The organism is Pseudomonas sp. GM60 (assembly GCF_000282415.1).
In the GTDB taxonomy this organism is placed as follows: domain Bacteria; phylum Pseudomonadota; class Gammaproteobacteria; order Pseudomonadales; family Pseudomonadaceae; genus Aquipseudomonas; species Aquipseudomonas migulae.
Window position 1 is genome coordinate 26,872 of the sequence record NZ_AKJI01000170.1, and the last position, 18,634, is coordinate 45,505.

The following is an 18,634-nucleotide window of genomic DNA, read 5'->3' on the forward strand; positions in this document are numbered from 1 at the left end:
ATCGGTGAACTCTTTAGGCTACGTTAATCGATAAGGCATTAGGCAAGGGTTTCGGTGTTTGAGTGGCTGCTTCTGGCCGATAACACTCGCCAACGGAAGAGGCATAACGTTCCTAGGTCGCTGTAAAAATTCCTACACAAACCTCGGAACTCCTCACCTTGCCCGCCGTTCCGATGAAGCTTAAAGTCCGCCCCGTCGCCCAAAATGGCGATTCGGGCTTGGCGACATGCGAGGGCTCTACGCTTTATTGCAGGGGTCGTCGCACCCGCAAGGCCGCTGTAATGGCGGCTGTGCGCGGGAGACCTTCGGGTCTGCCGGTGTTCTCTGTGCCGGTTCGCCAACCTGCGCACAGCTGCCACCCAATCGTTTGGCGACGACTGAGTGACGGCCTTTGAGCCAATCAAACAGAGATCTTCAAATGAATCGATACATGCCCCTCACTGGAATCGACCTGGTTCCGGCTTCCCTGCTCATCGACACCGAAGCCCCACTCGACGTATTGCAAGCCGCCGCTGACTACCGAATTCGCGCAGTTACTCAGGTGCTGGAGAACATCGCCTTTCGTGCCGAGATTGGTTGCGACACGGTGGTGTTGTCGGACTTCTCCAAACTGCTGGCCATTCCGTTGCGCGATGGCTGTGACTTGATGGATGTGATTGGTCGGCGATTGCGGGCGCTGGCGAAGGAGTGAATGAAAACGGGCGCTGAAGGCGTCCGCTTTTTTTCAACTATAAAAAGATCTGGCATCGCTATTCTGCGGCATGACTCCTGCCCGCCATCGGCCAAAAGCCGCCACCCATATTACCTGAGCAAACATAGGCAACTCAGTGTCGCGCAGAAGAAACCCGCAACCCGGCCTACACGGAATTGCGCTTTCGCCGAACCTCTTCATTCTCCTGCAACGCCTGTCGAACCAGCGCCCTCGCCGCCCACGCGGCGGTGTCGAGTGATTCTTCGACGCTCGCGCCACTGATGTCGCGCACGGCGATCAACGCCTCGGTGCCGATAACGATCGACAGCGCCTGCCTCAGTCGCTTGCGTGCGCGGGGCGGGAGCACGTCCTTCAGCGAGTCGACGATCGGTTCGATGTAGCTCATGCGTCGGCCAGGGCGCAGGGGCTCGTGAGTCTCACTTTCGAGCCACACCGACATGAACGAACGTTCCATCACGTGCAGGCCGATCTCGTCGTCGATCAAGAGTTTGTTCAACGCGTTCGCGGCCAGGCCGATGCCCTTGACCGGGTCGTCTCCCGGCCGCCAGAAGCTCTCCAGCGGCTTCATTTCACGATCCGCCGCCGTCTCGCTGATCAATGCCTCGGTCGAGGGAAAATAGCGATAGGCCGTGGCGCGCGAGACCATCGCGCGTTCGGCCACTTGCGCCACCGTCGGGTTTTGGCCCTCGTCGCGCAAGGCGATGGCGGCATCGATCAGCGCCTGACGCGTTCGCAGCTTCTGGTTGGCGCGGCCTTGCGGATCGCCGCCGGGTTCAGACGGGGTTGACTTCGGGATCGACATGGAATATATGAGACTCTGTCTATTCATGAGACTTGAGTCTCATAATAGGCACGCGACAATCAACCGACAAGAGGTCGCCCGTTATATTTCAGCAACTGAGCGCGCCTCTGGGCGCATGAGGTGAATGCCATGAATCACAACCCCCGTCCACGGACCTGGTTTCGGCTCTCTGCCCTCTACTTCGCCATTGGCGTGATGCTGGGCGTGGCGATGGGCGCTTCCGGCGACCACTCGCTTTTCGCGGTACATGCTCATGTCAATCTGTTGGGATGGGTGTCGATGGCCCTGTTCGGCATCATCGGCACAGCGCACCCGTCAATCACCGAAGGACGCGCGGCTGCCGCACAGTTCTGGATGTATAACATTGGCGTCCCGGTGATGCTTGGCGCACTGACGTTGCGGCTCAAGGGCGTCGCGGCCATCGAGCCGTTGATTGGCGTCGCCTCCATTCTTGTTGGTTGCAGTGTGCTGCTGTTTGTGTGGCTGGTGTTTTCGCGCATCGGTGTAACGGCTATGGGTTTGAGCAGCGCAACACATGAGTCGCGCGCGTCTTGAAGTCAGCTGTTTTTCGGCAGCGTATCGATGCGGGGTGAGAGTCGCCCCGCACCGGTAGCTGTCCTTACGACCGGCACACAAAATGTGCCGGCCACTTGCACCACCGCTGCCCTATTTTTTGATTGAAACAATCGTCGCGCTGCCACCCTCGACCCGGAAAACAAACGAGACACGGTCGCCGGCCGACAGCCCGGCCATCTGATCATCCGTCACGGAAAAGGCCATGGTCATCGGCGGCCATTGCACGGCGGGTACTGCGCCGTGGGAGATGGTTACCGTGTGTCTTGCAGCATCGATAGCCTTGATCGTTCCGTTGGCATTAGCGACGGGCGCCTGCTTTGTCTCTTTTGTCTGCATGCCCTCCATACCGTCCATTTTCATACCCGGCATGTCCTCTGCACGAGCCAAGAAAGACAACGCAACCAAGGCACCTGTCACTGCAATATGGGTCAGTTTCATACGACGTTTCCTTTAAGGTGAGTGGATTCAATGACGAGATGTCGGCGGCGCATCAGGCGATAGGCTGCCGGAATGACAAACAGGGAAAGCAAAGGAGCCGTGATCATGCCGCCGACCATGGGCGCGGCAATGCGGCTCATCACTTCACTGCCGGTTCCGCTGCCCAACAGGATGGGTAACAGGCCGGCAATGATCACGGCCACGGTCATGGCCTTGGGTCGAACCCGCTGCACAGCGCCTTCACGAATCGCCGCAATCAGGCCGCGCTCAGTGCTGTCGCCGAGGTCTTCACGTTCTGCCCAGGCGTTTTTCAGATAGAGCAGCATGATCACGCCAAACTCGGCGGAAACACCGGCCAGGGCGATAAAGCCGACACCGGTGGCGACCGACAGATTGAATCCCAACAGATAGATGAACCATGCCCCGCCAGTCAGCGCGAATGGCAGCGTGGCCATGATCAGCAAAGCCTCATCGAAGCGCGCAAACGTCAGGTAGAGCAGCACGAAGATGATCAACAGCGTGGCTGGCACCACCAGTTTGAGTCGTGCATTGGCTCTGTCGAGAAACTCGAACTGCCCTGAGTAGCTCAGGCTCATGCCAGGCTGCAACTTGACCTGCTCGTTTACGGCATGGCGCAAATCAGCGACCACCGAGGCAATGTCCCGGCCACGCACATCGATATACACCCAGCCTGAAGGCCTCGCGTTTTCACTTTTGAGCATCGCCGGGCCGTCGCTGATTTTGACGTTGGCCACTGTCCCCAGGGTGATCTGGATGCCTGACGGCGTGTAGATCGGCAATTGCTCCAAGGCACCAAGCGAATCACGCCACTCCCGTGGGTAACGTACGTTGATCGGGAAACGTGCTAGCCCTTCAATGGTCTCCCCGACATTTTCACCACCGATAGCGCCGGCCACGATGGACTGCACATCAGCGATATTCAGCCCGTAGCGAGCGGCGGCCTTGCGGTCGATATCCACGTCGATATAGCGGCCGCCGGTCAAGCGTTCGGCCAGCGCTGAACTGACACCGGGTACGCCTTTGGCTACTCGCTCGACCGCCTGGGTGACAGCATCGATGTCCGTCAATTGGGTGCCGGCGACTTTCACTCCGATCGGACTTTTGATTCCGGTGGCAAGCATGTCGATACGGTTGCGAATCGGCGGTATCCAGATATTGGTCAGCCCTGGAACCCGAACCACGCGATCCAGTTCTTCCACCAGTTTTTCCTGGGTCATGCCTGGCCGCCATTGCTCGTGCGGCTTGAATTGAATGGTGGTTTCGAACATTTCCAGCGGTGCCGGGTCGGTGGCAGTTTCGGCACGCCCCGCTTTGCCGAACACGTGCTCGACTTCGGGCACCGTCTTGATCAGGCGGTCGGTCTGTTGCAGCAACTGCGCAGCTTTCTGTGCCGACAACCCCGGGAGAGCGGAAGGCATATAGAGCAGATCGCCTTCGTCCAAAGGAGGGAGAAACTCACCGCCCAGGCGCGACATCGGCCATAGCGCACTGACAAACACCACCAGTGCTACCAGCAGAGTGACGTTGGGACGGCGCAGTACCGCCTCCAGGGCCGGCTGGTAGATCCTGATCAACCAGCGGTTCAACGGGTTTTGTTGCTCACCGGGAATTCGCCCGCGAATCCAGTACCCCATCAGCACGGGCACCAAGGTCACCGACAACCCCGCCGCCGCGGCCATCGCATAGGTTTTGGTGAACGCCAACGGGCCGAACAGTCGCCCCTCCTGCGCTTCCAGGGTGAACACCGGAATGAACGAAAGCGTGATGATCAACAAACAGAAGAACAGCGCCGGGCCGACCTCTGCCGCTGCTTCGGTCATGACGTGCCAATGACGCTCGCCCTTCAGTTCCTCCCCCGGATTGGCCGCGTGCCAGGCCTCAATCTTCTTGTGGGCGTTCTCGATCATCACCACGGCGGCATCGACCATGGCGCCGATGGCGATGGCAATCCCGCCCAAGGACATGATGTTGGCGTTGATCCCTTGGTAACGCATGATGATGAAGGCCATCAGCACGCCCACCGGCAGGGAGATGATCGCCACCAGTGATGAGCGCAAGTGCCAAAGGAAGATCCCGCAAACCAGCGCGACGACAATGAACTCTTCGATCAACTTATGGCTGAGGTTTTCCACCGCGCGGTCGATCAGTTTGCTGCGGTCGTAGGTGGTGACGATTTCCACTCCGGCCGGCAAACTGCTTTTCAGTTCGTCGAGTTTGGTCTTGACCGCCGCAATCGTCTCGCGAGCGTTCTTGCCGCTGCGCAAAATCACCACGCCACCGACGGTTTCGCCCTCGCCGTCGAGCTCGGTAATGCCCCGCCGCATTTCCGGCCCCAACTGAATAGTGGCGACATCGCCAAGGGTCACCGGCACACCATCCGCCCCCAACTTGAGCGGGATCGCCCGAAAGTCATTGAGCGTCTTCAGATAACCGGAAGCGCGCACGATGAACTCGGTCTCCGCCATCTCCAGTACCGCGCCACCCGTTTCCTGATTGGCCTTGCCGATAGCCTCGGTCACCTCTGTCTGAGTGATGCCGAAGCTGGCCAGTTTCAGCGGATCGAGTTGCACCTGGTATTGCTTGACCATTCCCCCCACGGTGGCCACTTCCGCAACGTTGGGCAGGGTCTTGAGTTCAAACTTGAGGAACCAGTCTTGAAGCGCGCGCAGTTGCGCCAGGTCGTGTCCACCGCTGCGATCCACCAGTGCGTACTGATAGATCCAGCCCACCCCCGTTGCATCCGGTCCCAACGCCGGTTTGGCGCTGGCCGGCAACCGGCTTTGTATCTGACTCAGATATTCCAGCACCCGCGAACGGGCCCAGTACACGTCAGTGCCGTCTTCAAACAGCACGTAAACGAAGCTGTCACCGAAGAAGGAATAACCACGCACCGTCTTCGCTCCTGGCACTGAGAGCATGGTGGTGGCCAACGGATAGGTCACCTGGTTCTCGACAATCTGCGGCGCTTGTCCCGCAAATGGAGTGCGGATAATCACCTGAACATCCGAGAGATCCGGCAGCGCATCGATGGGTGTGCTCTGCACTGACCAAATGCCCCACGCCGTGACGAACAGTGTCGCCAGTAACACCAGGAACCGGTTGGCGACTGACCAACGAATCAGGGCCGCAATCATGGCTGGCTCCCCGATTTGTCCCCATCCGCCTCATGAATACCAGAGGCTGCTGCGCTGGGTGGCGACTCGTCCTCAGTGCTGGCGACAATGCCCTTGAGACTGGCCTCCGAGTCCAGCAGGAACTGGCCAGACGTAACCACCTTCCAGCCTTCTTCCAGACCTTTCAAAATGGCCGTCTTGCCATCGCTTTCCTGTCCGGGTTGCACCTCTACCGGGCGGTAGTGGCCGGTGTCTTCGGCGAGCATCACCAAGGCCCGCCGCCCCGTGCGAATAACCGCCTCGCTCGGCACCCACAACACACTGTGTTCGCTCGAACGGTTCAGGCGCACCTGCGCCGTCAAACCCGGCCTGAGGCGGCCGTCCGGATTGGGCAGTTCCACCCGCACACGCAGGGTGCGACTGTCCGCACTGGTCTCGGGCAAAATAGCGCTGACCTCGCCGTTGAGCACCGTCCCTGGGAAGGCTGGCAGCCGTGCTTCGACCATCTGCCCCACTGTGATCGATCCGGCCTGCGACTCTGGAACGGCCACGGCCAGCCAGACACTGCTCAAGCCATTGACGCGTGCCAGCGTGTCGCCCGTCGCCACGGTCATGCCCGTGCGTACGTTCAACGCTTGCAGCACACCGGCGATGGGACTGGTCAGCGTCAGGTATGGCTGAACCTTACCGCTACGCTCTATCTGAGTGATCAGCGCTGCCGGCATTCCGGTGAGCTGCAGTCGCTGGCGGGCCGCCGCCAACAGGTCAGCGTCGCCGTTACGCTTCAGGGCAAGGAACTCTGTCTGAGCCGCAGCCCATTCCGGCACCAGAATATCCGCCAACGCTGCGTTGGCGTTCAGCACATCTCCGGGAGCATGGGCATAGACTCGCTCCACAAAGCCAGCGGTGCGTGCCTGAATCACCGCAACATCACGTTCGTTGAGCGCCAGGACACCTGTCACGTCAAGGCTGGAATGAAAGGTTCCACGGGTGACAGTCGCAAAACGCAGCCCGAGATTCTGTGTCACCCCCGGGTCGATACTGACAGTCGCCCGGTCTCCTGCGCCGCTGGCGTATTGGGGAACCAGTTGCATGTCCATGAAGGGGGACTTGCCCGGTTTGTCGAACTTTTGCTGCGGGTACATCGGGTCGTACCAATACAGGGCTTTGCGTTCGGGCACAGCATTGATGTCTTGCTCCGCCACGGTATTTGGCGCTGCGCTCATACGCTGGTGCGCGAGCCCGTAACCACCGGCAACACCCAATGCCAGCGAAAGGCTAACCAGCAATGCCCCGTTCCATTTTTCAAGTTTCATTGGCTGGCCTCCCCGTAAGCAAAATACAAACGCGCACTGGTCAGCGCGCGCTGCTCTTCCACGTCGATTTGTTTGAGCCGAACTTCGATGAGTTCACGTCGGGCGGTCACAACGGTGTCTAAATCGCCTTTGCCGGCCCGGTAGCTGGCCATGCTGAGTTCGACCTTTTCCTTGGCCAGCGGCAACAGGCTTTCCTGGTTTCGGCGCACGGCACGATTCAGGCGCTCGTAGTCAGCCAGTTGGTTCTCCAGTTGCTGGGTGTGCTCGCGTGACAAGGCTTCGCGCTCGGCCTCAAGCTGGTTGAGTTCAGCGTGTCTGGCTGCGATTTTCGGGTTTTGGCGAGCGTCAGGAAACAACGGCAGATCCCAGGAAAACTGCACGCTGACCATGTCGCCGAACTGTCGGCCACGATGCTGATAGTCAAGCTCCCAACTCCAATCCGATTGCTTCTCCGACTCGGCTTCACGAACCCTGGCTTGCGCTTCGCGGGTCATCGGCGCAAACGCTGCCAGCTCCGGATGGTGTTGCAGTTGATGGGAGTAGCTTGAGCTATCGACGGGCCATTCAGGCAGGCTGCCCACAGGCTTGTCGTTGGCGGCTGAGCCAATCCAGCGTTTGAGGGCGGCTCGGGCCTGGGCTCGCTGCAGAATCAGATCGTCCTGCTGCTCTGCCAACTGAGCGGCTTCCTGTTTGGGTGTCACCGCATCGGCGGGCTGGGCGCGGCCGCCAGCAATCCGGGCCCGGACGGTATCGGTCAGCAGGCGGTTTTCTTTGTAGAAGTCCTGGAACAACGCATCTTTACGCTCGATTGAATAACTGCTGATCCAGGCCAGTGCGGTGGACTGGCGGACCTTCAGACGTTCGACCCGACGCTCGGCGGCGGCGCGATCAACAGCCGCATCGGCGACCTCGATACGGGCTTTGCGTTTGTCGCTGTTCGGCATCTCCTGCCGGACCCCGACCATTTGCATCGTCATGAAATCCTGGTCGAGGCTCCAGCGATCCGGACCGCCTATGGGGTAGTTCTGCACTCCCAGAAGCAGCTTGGGATCAGGTAGTTCACCCGCCGGGATGGCTGCGCTGCTGGCAGCCTGAATCCTGGCGTCTTGTGCGGTCAGTGACGGCGCATTGTTTTCGGCCAGCCGCAACGCTTCATCGAATGTCAGTGCGGCAGCGAAGCTCGGCAATGCCAGTACGCTTGCCGCCAGGCCGGCCACGAGGGGCCAGCCTGTGCAATAGCACTTGGAGTTCATGTCTACGATTCCTGTGATCATCAACTGCGCGCGTCAAAAGACATGCGCACAGCCAGGTCATCCCGCTAATGCGGAATGAGGTTCGATGTGGGACAGGAATCAAACGCGGGGCGGTCGCCATACCCCGGACGGGGTTTGCACGGGCAGGGAATCGCTGAAGAAGGAAAGCGCTACGGGGCTGAATGCGGTTATGGGAGGCTTGATAATCGAGACTTGCAGCATGCCGCCCGTCTTGCATTCCTGGCCTGGTTTGCAAGGCTTGCCGTGCTCGGTGGGGCTTTTCATGTCGTTGCAGCAGTCCATCCCCATGCCGTCCATCATCGCCATGCCCATCGTCTTCATGGGGCACGGTTCTGTCGGTGCCTGAACGCCCGCCATCCCGCTGAGGGGAAGCGCCAGGCTGATCATGAAAATGATGCAAAACCGCAGATAGCGTTTCATGGGCTGGAGTGTAGTCGCTGCAAATGGCTCTTACGATGGGTTTGAGTCGTCAGCAACCTGTCGTCAGGTTCCGACGCAGGCGATAACACCGGACATGAATTAAGCCAGCATTACGTGTTCATCGACCATCCTGAAATCCACGCGGGATCGTGTGCTTCCCATTGCCCGCCTCTCTCATCACAGGGGCAAAGGCCTGTCCTGCACCACCCGTTTCATGACCAGCGTCGACGTCAGCCGCTGCACGTTGGGCAAGGTCGAAAGGCTTTCATCGTAGAGCCGTTGAAAGGCCGGCAAATCCTGAGTGATGACGTGCAGCAAATAGTCCGGTTCGCCGAACAACCGCTGGGCATCGACCACCTGCGGGATGTCGACAAGCGCCGTCTCGAACGCCTCGACCGCTTTGCGGTCGCCCTCACGCAACGTGGCAAACACCATCGCGGAAAAGTTAAGGCCCAATGCGCTTGGGTCCAGTTGTGCTCTGTAGCCGAGCAACACACCCGACTCTTCCAGGGCCCGGACGCGTCGATGGCAAGGGGAAAGGCTCAGGCCCACGCGTTCGGCGAGTTCAGTGACCGACAGGCGACCGTCCTTTTGCAGCTCAGAAAGAATCTTGCGATCAATCCTGTCCATTTAGAATTTTCTCCTAACTCTGCGCATTCTGATGATCATTTTTGAAAGTAAATTCTAACAATATTTCCTTATTCTTCCTCGCACCCATATTTTTCGGAGCAGGACGATGCAGAGCACGGTGTATCAGCAGCAGAAGTGGTTAGCGCCATGACCTTGAGTGTTTTCGTGGCTTTTTGGGCGGTGTCGATTCTGTTCGTCATCACGCCGGGTGCAGATTGGGCTTACGCGATTTCGGCGGGGTTGAAGGGCCGGGTCGTGATACCCGCCGTGGGCGGGCTGTTGTCCGGTCATTTGATTGCCACGATGATCGTTGCCGCGGGCGTCGGCACGCTGGTGGCCAACCATCCCGTTGCCTTGTCGGTGCTGACCGTTGCCGGGGCCGGTTATCTGCTGTGGTTGGGCATCAACATGCTCGCCCGCCCCGCTACACCGCACTCAGATGATGCTCAGGCGCCGGGCTCCTGGCAGCGTTGGGCGATCAAGGGGCTTTGTGTGAGCGGGCTGAATCCGAAAGTGTTTTTGCTGTTTTTGGCGCTGTTGCCGCAATTCACCGACGCGGCAGCGGCCTGGCCTGTGCCGATGCAGATGATTGCGCTGGGGCTCATCCACACGGTCAGTTGTGGCGTGATTTATCTGCTCGTGGGATTCGGCTCACAGGCCGTACTGCAAGCACGCCCCGCCGCGGCCCGATGTGTCAGTCGTTTCTCCGGAACGGCCATGATCATCATCGCGGTCGTTTTGCTCGGCGAGCAGTTGTTGGGTTAAGCCAGTGACAAGGCCAGCATTGCACAGCGCTTTTGCCCCACACCCACACTGCACAGGCTGGCGAACGAGAGTGGCATTACCGCCACTCTCCAGCGGCGCTGGCACCTTCCGCAACGCCTGCTTACCGAGCGAGAATCGCAGCTGTCGAGTGGGTCATTCTCTCGATCAGCGAGGCGACGTCCTTCGCACCAAAACAGCGGAATTTAACGCTGCCAACGTCGGTGTCCAGTCGGACGATCTTCGTGACAAACCCACCTTCCACGCTGACCTTGCGGACCAATGCCAGCGGGAGTTCAATATCCATCGTTCCATCCTGAATGGCACGGTTCAGGGCATTGGCGCTCAAGCGAACCACGGAGTGAGTCACCTCCACCTTCCCGCCAACCCAAAGTCCACCGTATGCGTGCCTGAAGACCTCAAGCACATCGGCCAGCGCGTCCACATCGCCAACCCCCGCCTCGTCGTACAGATCGCTCACGGTGTCGTAGTCCACTCGGGCGTCGGGCACCAGAAAATTGACCAGCTTCGACTTCAAAATCTCTTCGACCATCTTGGTGTCTCCTTGATATGAGTAGCAGTCCTGTCAATCAGACACCTGCTGTGCACTGGCGCTGAGTGCACGGGGTGATAATGTAGCGCGCCGAATGGAGAATCCAGACCATGCGCCAAGTTCTTCTCGTTGTGGATGTTCAATCCACCTTCTCGCCGCCTGAATGGCTCGTGAAGGGTATTCAAAAACTTGCGGACGTTGTCCCGGCGGTGGCGACCGTCGAGCTGCATGACGAGCAGCGCACCCCGTTCCATCAACAGCTCGGCTGGCACCCTGCGGCGCTCGACAGCAGCGCGGTAAAAACAGAGCAGGTTTTCGTCAAGCACGGCTATGCACCTTCGCCAGAGACCATGGACTATTTGAAGCGCCTGAAGCCGGATCGCGTCCTGGTTTGCGGTATCCAGACGGACACCTGTGTCCTGGCCGCAGGCTTTGCACTGTTTGACGCCGGCCTTTATCCAACGCTCGTCACCGACCTCACGGTGGGTTCATCCCTGGACCGCTCCGGGCAACTGGGTATCAGCCTCTGGACCCACCATTTTCGGCACACCACCACCTCAGCTGAAGTTCTTTCAGGATTGATCGCCGAGCAAAAGTGACGTGATCACGAACAGGAAAGCCACCGCAGCAGGCATTCGTGGATAGGCGCACGTCTCTTGTGCGGCAGCCTGTCGGCGCAGGGTCAGGATGGCTGCACCGAAGCGGATGAACGTTGACCTGGCAAAAAAGCAAAATTGCCATGTGTTCCACTCGTTAGTTCATACGTCGCAGTTCTCACTGCCCGTTTCTATCTGTCTGGAGTTCTCTCGATGCCCTCGCCCAAATCCGTGCCCGCTGCGCTGCTGGGGCTGGCGCTTGCCTGTCCGGCCATGGCCGAGGATGCCCAAGGCCTGGAGCTGGGACAGGTGCTGATTCAGGCTGAGGAGCAGCGCGGCGAAGACCAGACGATCGAGGACGCCGAGGCCCGGCTTGCCCAGGTGCCTGGCGGCACCAATGTGGTCGATATGCGCCGCCCCCTTCAGGGCCGCGTGGCCAGCAACCAGGATGTGCTGGCCTATCAGCCGGGGGTCTATGCCCAGTCTGCGGGCAATGAAGGGGTGAAGATTTCGATCCGTGGCTCGGGGATCAACCGTGCACCGGGCGCCCATGCCTCGGGGCTGTACGCCATGCTCGATGGTCTGCCGCTGACCGGCCCGGGCGGCACGCCCTACGAGTTGCTGGAGCCGCTGTGGCTCGATCATGTTGAAGTGCTGCGCGGCGCCAACGGTTTCGACAGGGGCGCGCTGGCCTTGGGCGGTGCCATCGATTACATCAGCCATACCGGCTACGACGCACCGCTGTTGCAGGTGCGCTACGCCATGGGCAGCCACGGTTATCAGCAGCGCCAGGTCAGCTCCGGGCAAGTGCTGGGGGATTTCGACTACTACGTGTCCACGACCGATGCGCGCGCCGACGGCTATCAGGATCACACGGCCAGCGAGAGCCAGGGCGTCATCGCCAACTTCGGCTATCGCTTCAACCCGAAGCTGGAAACGCGTTTCTACCTGCGCTATCGCCAGACCGACAACGACCTCGCCGGACGGGTGACCAAGCACTCCATCGAGCACGACCCACGGGCGGCCAACCCCGCTTACGTGGCGCGGGACGACCGTCGCGAACAACCGGGCAGCACCTTCTTCGGCAACAAGACCACCTACTACATCGATGACGATTCGAGTATCCAGACCGGCCTTGTCTACCACGACTACCCGATGGATTTGCGTGAGGGTCCCAACCGCTTGAAGGTGGCGTACACGGACGTCAGCGGCACCTTCGACTATAAGCGTCGCGACACCCTCTGGGGCCTGGAAAGCCAAAGCACGCTGGGCCTGCGCGTGACGAAGCACCTGCCCAATGCCGGCGCCAGCGAATCAGTGCGCATCCCCACCGGCAACACCGCCGGCTATGCGCCGGGCACGCCCATTCGCAACTTCACCTACCAGGGTTCAGACACGGTCTTGCATATGGGCAATGACCTGGAGATCGCCGACGACCTGTGGCTGACCACCGGCCTCGCAGCCATTTACACCCGCCGCGAAAGCGCCGTGACCTTCCCGGAAGGTGGCGGCAAAACCAGCCTCAACGACTGGGACTATGCACCACGCGTGGGCCTGCGCTATCAACTCACGCCTGACTTGCAGCTGTTCGGCAACCTGAGCCGCTCGGTCGAAGCGCCGCACCCGTGGTCGCTGATTTACAGCTCCAACATTCGCTTCCCTGATCGTAGCGGTGTCGCCACAGGCGCCCAGCGCGATCCGGTCAAGCTGCAAAACCAGACCGCGACCACCCTCGAACTCGGCGGCCGCGGCGACAGCACGATGGGGCAATGGAGCCTGGCCTGGTACTACGCTCAGGTGCAGCACGAATTGCTCTCGGTGTTGCCGGATGCCAATGCCGTGACGCCTTACGAACTCAACGCCAGCCCGACCGTGCACCAGGGCGTGGAAGCCAGCCTGCAAAGCAACCTGTGGTCGTCCGGCGATGGCGGTCAACTGAGCTTGCGCCAGAGCTACACCTTCAGCGACTTCCACTACCGCGACGACGACCGCTTCGGCGACAACCGCCTGCCGGGCTTGCCGATGCACTACTACCAGGGCGAACTGCGCTACGACTGGCCCCAGGGTTTCTTCGCCGGGCTCAATACGCAGTGGGTGTCGAAAACTGCGGTCGATTACGCCAACAGCTATTACGCCGACCCTTACGCGCTGTTCGGCGCGACTGTGGGCTACAACGCCCCCAAGGGCGACTGGCAGACCTGGCTGGACCTGCGCAACTTGACCAACAAGCACTACGCCGCCACCGTCACACCGGGCTACGACGACAAAGGTCTGGACGCGGCACGGTCGACGCCGGGCGAAGGTATGGCGGCGTATGTCGGGGTGTCGTGGAGTTTGCGCTGAGGCCTGGGCATGTTTTTGAGTCGGTCCTGACTATGCCGACGACACTTTTGAGCTGAGACGTTTCAGCGACTGCCGCGATAATCGAACGCTAAACCCATGAGACATCGAGGTTCAGCATGACAAGCGCCGCGACAGAGCAGGTCAGCCCGCAAACCCTGAGAAAAGTGATTGTCGCCGCCGGCATCGGCAATTTCGTCGAGTGGTTTGACTTTGCCGTCTACGGCTTCCTCGCGACGACCATCGCCCAGCAATTTTTCCCCAGCGGCGATGCCAGCGTTGCGCTGCTGAAAACCTTTGCGGTATTCGCCGTGGCCTTTGCGTTTCGGCCCCTGGGCGGGATTTTCTTCGGCATGCTCGGTGACCGGATCGGTCGCAAGCGCACCCTGGCGATGACCATCCTGCTGATGGCGGGCGCGACGACCCTGATCGGTTTGTTGCCGACGTACGCCGCGATCGGTGTCACGGCACCGGTGCTGCTGAGCCTGATCCGCTGCGCCCAGGGTTTTTCCGCCGGGGGCGAATATGCGGGTGCCTGCGCCTATTTGATGGAACATGCCCCCAGCGATAAAAGAGCCTGGTATGGCAGTTTCATTCCGGTGTCGACCTTTGCCGCGTTTGCATCGGCAGCCGTGGTGGCTTACGCACTCGAGGCGTCACTGTCGGCCGAAGCCATGGGCAGTTGGGGCTGGCGCCTGCCGTTCCTGATTGCCGCGCCGCTGGGCCTGGTCGGTCTTTACCTGCGCTGGAAGATGGATGAAACCCCGGCGTTCCAGGCCGTCACCCAGCAACATGCCGTCGCGCACTCCCCGCTCAAGGAGACCCTGCGCAACCATGGTTCGGCCATCTGCTCCCTCGGTGCGTTCATCTCGTTGACGGCCCTGTCGTTCTACATGTTCACCACCTACTTCGCGACTTACTTGCAGGTCGCGGGCGGCCTGAGTCGCGCAACGGCGTTGCTGGTGTCGCTGATTGCACTGATTTTCGCCGCACTGATGTGCCCGTTGGCCGGTTTGTATTCGGACCGGGTCGGGCGGCGCATGACGGTGATGACGGCCTGCGCGCTGTTAATCGTGGCGGTGTATCCATCGTTCATGATGGCCAGCTCCGGCTCGTTCGCAGCCTCCATCGTTGGCGTCATGCTCCTGGCGATTGGCGCCGTGTTGTGTAACGTGGTGACCGCCGCCCTGCTCTCGGAAACCTTCCCGACACGCACTCGCTACACCGCATCGGCGATCACCTACAACATGGCCTACACCCTGTTCGGTGGCACCGCGCCGCTGATGGCGACCTGGCTGATCAGTACCACCGGCAGCAATCTCTCGCCAGCGTTCTATCTGATTGCGATTGCAGTGCTGGCATTGGTTGGCGGCCTGGCGTTGCCGGAAACTTCGAAGATCTCCCTGCACGATGTTTCATCGGGCGAGAAGCCAACAGAGGTGCCGGCGGTGGCACGAGGGTGAAACTCACCCTCGTGGTTTGTTCAACCCGGCTAACCCCTGAGCGCCGCTTCAATCGCCGCGACGTCGATCTTGCCCATCTGCATCATCGCCTCAAATGCACGCTTGGCCGCGGCAGGATCGGGATCAGTGATCGCCGCCGTCAGCACCCGAGGGGTGATCTGCCAGAACAAACCCCACTTGTCCCGGCACCAGCCGCAGACGTTTTCTTCGCCGCCGTTCCCCACTATCGCGTTCCACAAGCGGTCCGTCTCGGCCTGATCGTCAGTCGCCACCTGAAACGAGAAGGCCTCGTTGTGCTTGATCGACGGCCCGCCGTTCAGCCCGAGACACGGGATGCCCATCACCGTGAACTCCACCGTCAGGACGTCGCCCTTCTTGCCCGCCGGATAGTCGCCGGGGGCGCGGTGGACAGCGTTCACCGCGCTGTCCGGAAATGTTTCGGCGTAGAACGTCGCGGCGTCCAGCGCGGTGCCGTCATACCACAGGCAAATCGTGTTTTTGCTGACCATTTTTGTTCTCCAAATGAATGTGGCGGTTTTTCCTAGCCAACGTCTTCGAACGTTCCCGTACGTACTTCGCCGCTGCGTTCGTAGCGGCTGATCAATACACCCGCTGGCGTGGTGATCGAGTGCGCCAGGGTGAACGCCGACGCCAGCGCATCGTCGCCGAACAGGCGCTTGCCGCGCCCCAGGACCACGGGAAACGTCATCAGCCGCAGCTCGTCGACCAACCCGGCGGCCAGCAATTGGCGCACCAGATCACTGCTGCCCTGGGTCAACAAACGGGGGCCGTCCTGCTGCTTGAGCACGCGTATCGCGTCGGCAAGGTTGCCTTTCAGTGCATGGCTGTTCTGCCAGTCGAGCGTATCGGGTCGATGCGTGGCGACGTGCTTGGCCACGCGATTGAACAGGTCGCCGATGGGATGCTCGTTTTTACCGGGCCAATACGCCGCGAAAATGTCGTAGGTGCGGCGCCCCAGCAGCAACTCGAACGGCTGCGCGAACAGCTCGTTGATGGCCTGGCCGGAGGCTTCGTCGGCGTAAGGCACGATCCAGCCACCGAAACGGAAATCGCCGTCGGGATCCTCTTCGGGCCCGCCGGGTGCTTGAATAACGCCATCAAGACTGATGAAAGCGGCAACGGTGAGCGTGCGCATGGTCTTCTCCCGGTTGGTCTTCGTGACAGCGCTCTTGCAGGAAACACCGACGATCAGGCGCATTCCTTAACCGTAGTCGAACGAGACGCCGGGAAATCGACAGTGCGATATACGGATGACGAGCCCTGCGAAAAACAGTCTTGAACGCTACAATCACAGCCCTCTCCCGCAGATCAGGCAGACCCGTCCGGCTATGGCGCTCGACCCTCCAACGATGTTGACACTCTCTATCGCCCTCGCAGCGGCCGCCGCGCTGTATCTGGCGATCGAGTGGCGCAGCATTCGCGAACCTTCGCTGCTGTTCTGGAGCGCAGGATTTGCCACGATCACCGTGGGTTCGACCCTCGCCTTGCTGCGCATCAGTGGCCTGTTGCTGATCGGTATCTGGTTCGCCAACGGCCTGTTGGTGACGGCGCACTTTCTGTTCCTGTTGGGCGTCGCGCGTTTTACGCAGGTGCGCCTGTCTCGTGCCTGGTACCTGATTTTTGCAGCCTGGTTTGCCATGTTGTTGCTGCCGGACGAAGCGTCGTGGTCGAAGATCATGCTGGTGGCCAATTCGCTGCTGGTCGCCCTGCCGACGCTCAGGGCCAGCTTCCTCTTGCGTCCTCATGGCAAGTCTTTGAGCGTGGGCGCGGTGCAACTGCGTTATGTGCTGCTGACCCACGGGCTGTTTTATCTGGCCAAGGCGATATCGGTGGTCGTGCCAGGCACGCTGATCGATCTGGCGGCCTTTCGTGGCGAGATCATCCAGATTTCGCTGGTTGAGGGCGCGATGGCGATCATGCTGATCGCGCTCTCGATGACCGGCACCGAGCGCTACCGGCGGGAGAAACGGATTGAACGACTGGCGGCACGCGATCCGTTGACCGCCTTGTACAACCGCCGCGCCCTCGAAGTACGGGCACCGCGCCTGCTGGAGAACGTCTCGGGCACGCGACCGGGCGCGCTGCTGCTGATCGACATCGACAACTTCAAACTGGTCAACGACCTCTACGGCCACACGGCCGGCGATCGATTGCTGGTTTCGCTGAGCGAGATGATTCGCGCGGTTTTGCCCGGCGGTGCACTGGCGGCCCGGCTGGGCGGCGACGAGTTTGTGATCCTGCTGAATGACGCATCGAGTGAGCGAGTCGTCGGGTTGGGCAACGCGCTGCGGGACCGGTTTCACCAGGCCGCCGCACAGGCCTTCACCACGCCTGAACCGGTCACCTTGAGCATCGGCGCCAACCTGTTCGACCAGCCGCCGGCGAGCCTGACCGCCTTGATCGAGCAAGGCGACACCGCGCTTTACGAATCCAAGCGCGGCGGACGCAACAGCCTGCGCCTGGTGGACCGGACCCTGGCCGGCGACGAGCTGTCACCTACCCGCTGACTCTCCAGTTGTGTTGATACGCATGCATGAGTGATAGGTTCACAAATACTGCGTATCTTGTCCGATACAAAGCGATCCAATGCGGCCATTTGCGAGCCGCTCTCGTCAAGGAAGAACAATGATCACGGCTTCAACTTCGACTTCAACGAATGCGGCGATGTCGGCCTACACCTCTGCTGCCGAGGCGAAGGCTGCGGCGGCTGCGCAACAGCAACGCGTGGCTCAGGATGATCCGGCCAAGACACCGAACGACGATTCGGTGAGCCTGTCCAGCACCTCCACCGCCTACAGCAATTCGATCGCCGGCAACGCGCCGTTCTTTCCGGTGCGTTCGGGAATGAACGCTGACGCCCTCGTCCTCGGTGCCTCCAAGCCTGGCGCGGTCTCCAGCTCCAAAGACAAGACGTTTTCCGAAGTGGCCACCGATGCCCGCAAGCGCATGGATGAAAAATACGCGCTGATGAAAGCCAGCGGCAAACCGTACACCGGCAGCGATGAAGACCGGAATGCGTTGATGGGCGATCTGGATCGACGCTCGCTGAACGCCGTCGCCACCAATCAGGGCGGGACCTTCACCGCAGAGGAACAAGCCTCGGCACAAGCCTTGATGCGCCAACAGGCGCGCCTCGCCACCGGTTATTACAGTGGCCCGGCGGACCAGCAAAAAAACTGGAAAGACCCGTTTATCAACGACCCTTACGGTCGGGCCCGCGCCGCCCTGGATTTCATGGACAACATGAGTCCCGAAGAGAAAGCCAAGCCTGAGTGGCTGTCCCAGCATTTGTCGCTGGAAGCGGCGCTGAATCAAAGCTCGAGCCTGGACCCCGCCGAGAAAAAGACCGGGCATTTCCACAACCTGGCTGAAATCCTCGCGGGTGTGGTGACAGATGGATCTGACAACGAACAATCCGGCTCAGCCAAAAACACAGATCCAAGCGTCGGGATTATGAAAAAGCTGCAATCACTGGTTTCGTGACACCGCCGATCCTGTAGGAGCCAGCTTGCTGGCGTTTGGGCCTTGAACATTGCGTTGATTTCGTGGGCCTCATCGCTGGCAAGCCAGCTCCTACAGGTTCCGGGGTGTCTGGTC

18 protein-coding genes are annotated in these 18,634 nt (G+C 60.5%); 8 read left to right on the forward strand and 10 right to left on the reverse strand.

Annotated elements, in window-relative coordinates; translation table 11 throughout:
• Nucleotides 1–418 precede the first annotated feature (418 nt).
• Nucleotides 419–691 carry a hypothetical protein gene (locus PMI32_RS00635; protein WP_008035545.1) on the forward strand — a complete coding sequence of 91 codons (273 nt, stop codon included), beginning with the start codon at nucleotides 419–421 and terminating at the stop codon, nucleotides 689–691.
• 166 nt (nucleotides 692–857) lie between these two features.
• On the opposite strand, the gene PMI32_RS00630 is transcribed toward PMI32_RS00635, so the two are convergent.
• Nucleotides 858–1,514, reverse strand: a complete 657-nt coding sequence (locus PMI32_RS00630; protein ID WP_032829244.1) for a TetR/AcrR family transcriptional regulator — start codon at nucleotides 1,512–1,514, stop codon at nucleotides 858–860.
• Nucleotides 1,515–1,643: 129 nt separating this feature from the next.
• Here PMI32_RS00630 and PMI32_RS00625 point away from each other — a divergent pair, with 129 nt between their 5' ends.
• Nucleotides 1,644–2,069 (forward strand): hypothetical protein, encoded by a 426-nt coding sequence (locus PMI32_RS00625; RefSeq protein ID WP_008035547.1) that lies wholly within the window; start codon nucleotides 1,644–1,646, stop codon nucleotides 2,067–2,069.
• A 111-nt stretch (nucleotides 2,070–2,180) separates the two neighbouring features.
• Here PMI32_RS00625 and PMI32_RS00620 read toward each other — a convergent pair whose 3' ends face one another.
• The 6 genes from PMI32_RS00620 to PMI32_RS00595 all read right to left on the reverse strand — a co-directional run bounded on the left by PMI32_RS00620 (nucleotide 2,181) and on the right by PMI32_RS00595 (nucleotide 9,302).
• Nucleotides 2,181–2,528 carry a copper-binding protein gene (locus PMI32_RS00620; protein ID WP_008035549.1) on the reverse strand — a complete coding sequence of 116 codons (348 nt, stop codon included), beginning with the start codon at nucleotides 2,526–2,528 and terminating at the stop codon, nucleotides 2,181–2,183.
• The gene (locus tag PMI32_RS00615; protein ID WP_008035555.1) at nucleotides 2,525–5,683 is read right to left on the reverse strand and encodes an efflux RND transporter permease subunit; all 3,159 of its coding nucleotides are present in this window, start codon (nucleotides 5,681–5,683) and stop codon (nucleotides 2,525–2,527) included. Before PMI32_RS00615 ends, PMI32_RS00620 begins: the two co-directional genes overlap by 4 nt.
• Nucleotides 5,680–6,978 (reverse strand): efflux RND transporter periplasmic adaptor subunit, encoded by a 1,299-nt coding sequence (locus PMI32_RS00610; RefSeq protein WP_008035570.1) that lies wholly within the window; start codon nucleotides 6,976–6,978, stop codon nucleotides 5,680–5,682. The genes PMI32_RS00615 and PMI32_RS00610 overlap by 4 nt, the downstream gene beginning before the upstream one ends.
• Nucleotides 6,975–8,231, reverse strand: a complete 1,257-nt coding sequence (locus PMI32_RS00605; protein ID WP_008035571.1) for a TolC family protein — start codon at nucleotides 8,229–8,231, stop codon at nucleotides 6,975–6,977. The genes PMI32_RS00610 and PMI32_RS00605 overlap by 4 nt, the downstream gene beginning before the upstream one ends.
• A 99-nt stretch (nucleotides 8,232–8,330) precedes the next feature.
• Nucleotides 8,331–8,672 carry a hypothetical protein gene (locus PMI32_RS00600; protein WP_008035572.1) on the reverse strand — a complete coding sequence of 114 codons (342 nt, stop codon included), beginning with the start codon at nucleotides 8,670–8,672 and terminating at the stop codon, nucleotides 8,331–8,333.
• A 177-nt stretch (nucleotides 8,673–8,849) separates the two neighbouring features.
• A complete protein-coding gene (locus PMI32_RS00595) occupies nucleotides 8,850–9,302 on the reverse strand; it encodes an Lrp/AsnC family transcriptional regulator (RefSeq protein ID WP_008035574.1) in 453 nt (150 codons plus the stop codon).
• A 147-nt stretch (nucleotides 9,303–9,449) separates the two neighbouring features.
• Here PMI32_RS00595 and PMI32_RS00590 point away from each other — a divergent pair, with 147 nt between their 5' ends.
• Nucleotides 9,450–10,067, forward strand: coding sequence for a LysE family translocator (locus tag PMI32_RS00590; protein ID WP_008035576.1), 618 nt, complete (start codon nucleotides 9,450–9,452; stop codon nucleotides 10,065–10,067).
• Between the two features lie 121 nt (nucleotides 10,068–10,188).
• Here PMI32_RS00590 and PMI32_RS00585 read toward each other — a convergent pair whose 3' ends face one another.
• Complete coding sequence (locus PMI32_RS00585; RefSeq protein ID WP_008035578.1) at nucleotides 10,189–10,617, reverse strand: hypothetical protein; 429 nt, start codon at nucleotides 10,615–10,617, stop codon at nucleotides 10,189–10,191.
• Between the two features lie 110 nt (nucleotides 10,618–10,727).
• Between PMI32_RS00585 and PMI32_RS00580 the strand changes: the two genes are divergently transcribed.
• The 3 genes from PMI32_RS00580 to PMI32_RS00570 all read left to right on the forward strand — a co-directional run bounded on the left by PMI32_RS00580 (nucleotide 10,728) and on the right by PMI32_RS00570 (nucleotide 15,016).
• Nucleotides 10,728–11,216 carry an isochorismatase family protein gene (locus PMI32_RS00580; protein ID WP_008035580.1) on the forward strand — a complete coding sequence of 163 codons (489 nt, stop codon included), beginning with the start codon at nucleotides 10,728–10,730 and terminating at the stop codon, nucleotides 11,214–11,216.
• A gap of 210 nt (nucleotides 11,217–11,426) precedes the next feature.
• Nucleotides 11,427–13,556 (forward strand): TonB-dependent receptor family protein, encoded by a 2,130-nt coding sequence (locus PMI32_RS00575; protein ID WP_008035582.1) that lies wholly within the window; start codon nucleotides 11,427–11,429, stop codon nucleotides 13,554–13,556.
• Nucleotides 13,557–13,672: 116 nt separating this feature from the next.
• Nucleotides 13,673–15,016, forward strand: coding sequence for an MFS transporter (locus PMI32_RS00570; RefSeq protein WP_008035584.1), 1,344 nt, complete (start codon nucleotides 13,673–13,675; stop codon nucleotides 15,014–15,016).
• 29 nt (nucleotides 15,017–15,045) lie between these two features.
• Here PMI32_RS00570 and PMI32_RS00565 read toward each other — a convergent pair whose 3' ends face one another.
• Both PMI32_RS00565 and PMI32_RS00560 read right to left on the reverse strand, forming a co-directional pair.
• A complete protein-coding gene (locus tag PMI32_RS00565; protein ID WP_008035586.1) occupies nucleotides 15,046–15,525 on the reverse strand; it encodes a VOC family protein in 480 nt (159 codons plus the stop codon).
• 32 nt (nucleotides 15,526–15,557) lie between these two features.
• Nucleotides 15,558–16,172, reverse strand: coding sequence for a dihydrofolate reductase family protein (locus tag PMI32_RS00560; RefSeq protein ID WP_008035587.1), 615 nt, complete (start codon nucleotides 16,170–16,172; stop codon nucleotides 15,558–15,560).
• Nucleotides 16,173–16,365: 193 nt separating this feature from the next.
• Between PMI32_RS00560 and PMI32_RS00555 the strand changes: the two genes are divergently transcribed.
• Both PMI32_RS00555 and PMI32_RS00550 read left to right on the forward strand, forming a co-directional pair.
• Entirely contained in the window at nucleotides 16,366–17,544 is a 1,179-nt protein-coding gene (locus tag PMI32_RS00555) for a GGDEF domain-containing protein (RefSeq protein ID WP_008035589.1), read from the forward strand.
• 118 nt (nucleotides 17,545–17,662) lie between these two features.
• Nucleotides 17,663–18,520 carry a hypothetical protein gene (locus PMI32_RS00550; protein WP_008035590.1) on the forward strand — a complete coding sequence of 286 codons (858 nt, stop codon included), beginning with the start codon at nucleotides 17,663–17,665 and terminating at the stop codon, nucleotides 18,518–18,520.
• Nucleotides 18,521–18,634: the final 114 nt, after the last annotated feature.

Coding starts and splice junctions, on each gene's coding strand:
- PMI32_RS00635 (WP_008035545.1), top strand. CDS start 419: ATGAATCGATACATGCCCCTCACTGGAATCGACCTGGTTCCGGCTTCC.
- PMI32_RS00630 (WP_032829244.1), bottom strand. CDS start 1,514: ATGTCGATCCCGAAGTCAACCCCGTCTGAACCCGGCGGCGATCCGCAA.
- PMI32_RS00625 (WP_008035547.1), top strand. CDS start 1,644: ATGAATCACAACCCCCGTCCACGGACCTGGTTTCGGCTCTCTGCCCTC.
- PMI32_RS00620 (WP_008035549.1), bottom strand. CDS start 2,528: ATGAAACTGACCCATATTGCAGTGACAGGTGCCTTGGTTGCGTTGTCT.
- PMI32_RS00615 (WP_008035555.1), bottom strand. CDS start 5,683: ATGATTGCGGCCCTGATTCGTTGGTCAGTCGCCAACCGGTTCCTGGTG.
- PMI32_RS00610 (WP_008035570.1), bottom strand. CDS start 6,978: ATGAAACTTGAAAAATGGAACGGGGCATTGCTGGTTAGCCTTTCGCTG.
- PMI32_RS00605 (WP_008035571.1), bottom strand. CDS start 8,231: ATGAACTCCAAGTGCTATTGCACAGGCTGGCCCCTCGTGGCCGGCCTG.
- PMI32_RS00600 (WP_008035572.1), bottom strand. CDS start 8,672: ATGAAACGCTATCTGCGGTTTTGCATCATTTTCATGATCAGCCTGGCG.
- PMI32_RS00595 (WP_008035574.1), bottom strand. CDS start 9,302: ATGGACAGGATTGATCGCAAGATTCTTTCTGAGCTGCAAAAGGACGGT.
- PMI32_RS00590 (WP_008035576.1), top strand. CDS start 9,450: ATGACCTTGAGTGTTTTCGTGGCTTTTTGGGCGGTGTCGATTCTGTTC.
- PMI32_RS00585 (WP_008035578.1), bottom strand. CDS start 10,617: ATGGTCGAAGAGATTTTGAAGTCGAAGCTGGTCAATTTTCTGGTGCCC.
- PMI32_RS00580 (WP_008035580.1), top strand. CDS start 10,728: ATGCGCCAAGTTCTTCTCGTTGTGGATGTTCAATCCACCTTCTCGCCG.
- PMI32_RS00575 (WP_008035582.1), top strand. CDS start 11,427: ATGCCCTCGCCCAAATCCGTGCCCGCTGCGCTGCTGGGGCTGGCGCTT.
- PMI32_RS00570 (WP_008035584.1), top strand. CDS start 13,673: ATGACAAGCGCCGCGACAGAGCAGGTCAGCCCGCAAACCCTGAGAAAA.
- PMI32_RS00565 (WP_008035586.1), bottom strand. CDS start 15,525: ATGGTCAGCAAAAACACGATTTGCCTGTGGTATGACGGCACCGCGCTG.
- PMI32_RS00560 (WP_008035587.1), bottom strand. CDS start 16,172: ATGCGCACGCTCACCGTTGCCGCTTTCATCAGTCTTGATGGCGTTATT.
- PMI32_RS00555 (WP_008035589.1), top strand. CDS start 16,366: ATGGCGCTCGACCCTCCAACGATGTTGACACTCTCTATCGCCCTCGCA.
- PMI32_RS00550 (WP_008035590.1), top strand. CDS start 17,663: ATGATCACGGCTTCAACTTCGACTTCAACGAATGCGGCGATGTCGGCC.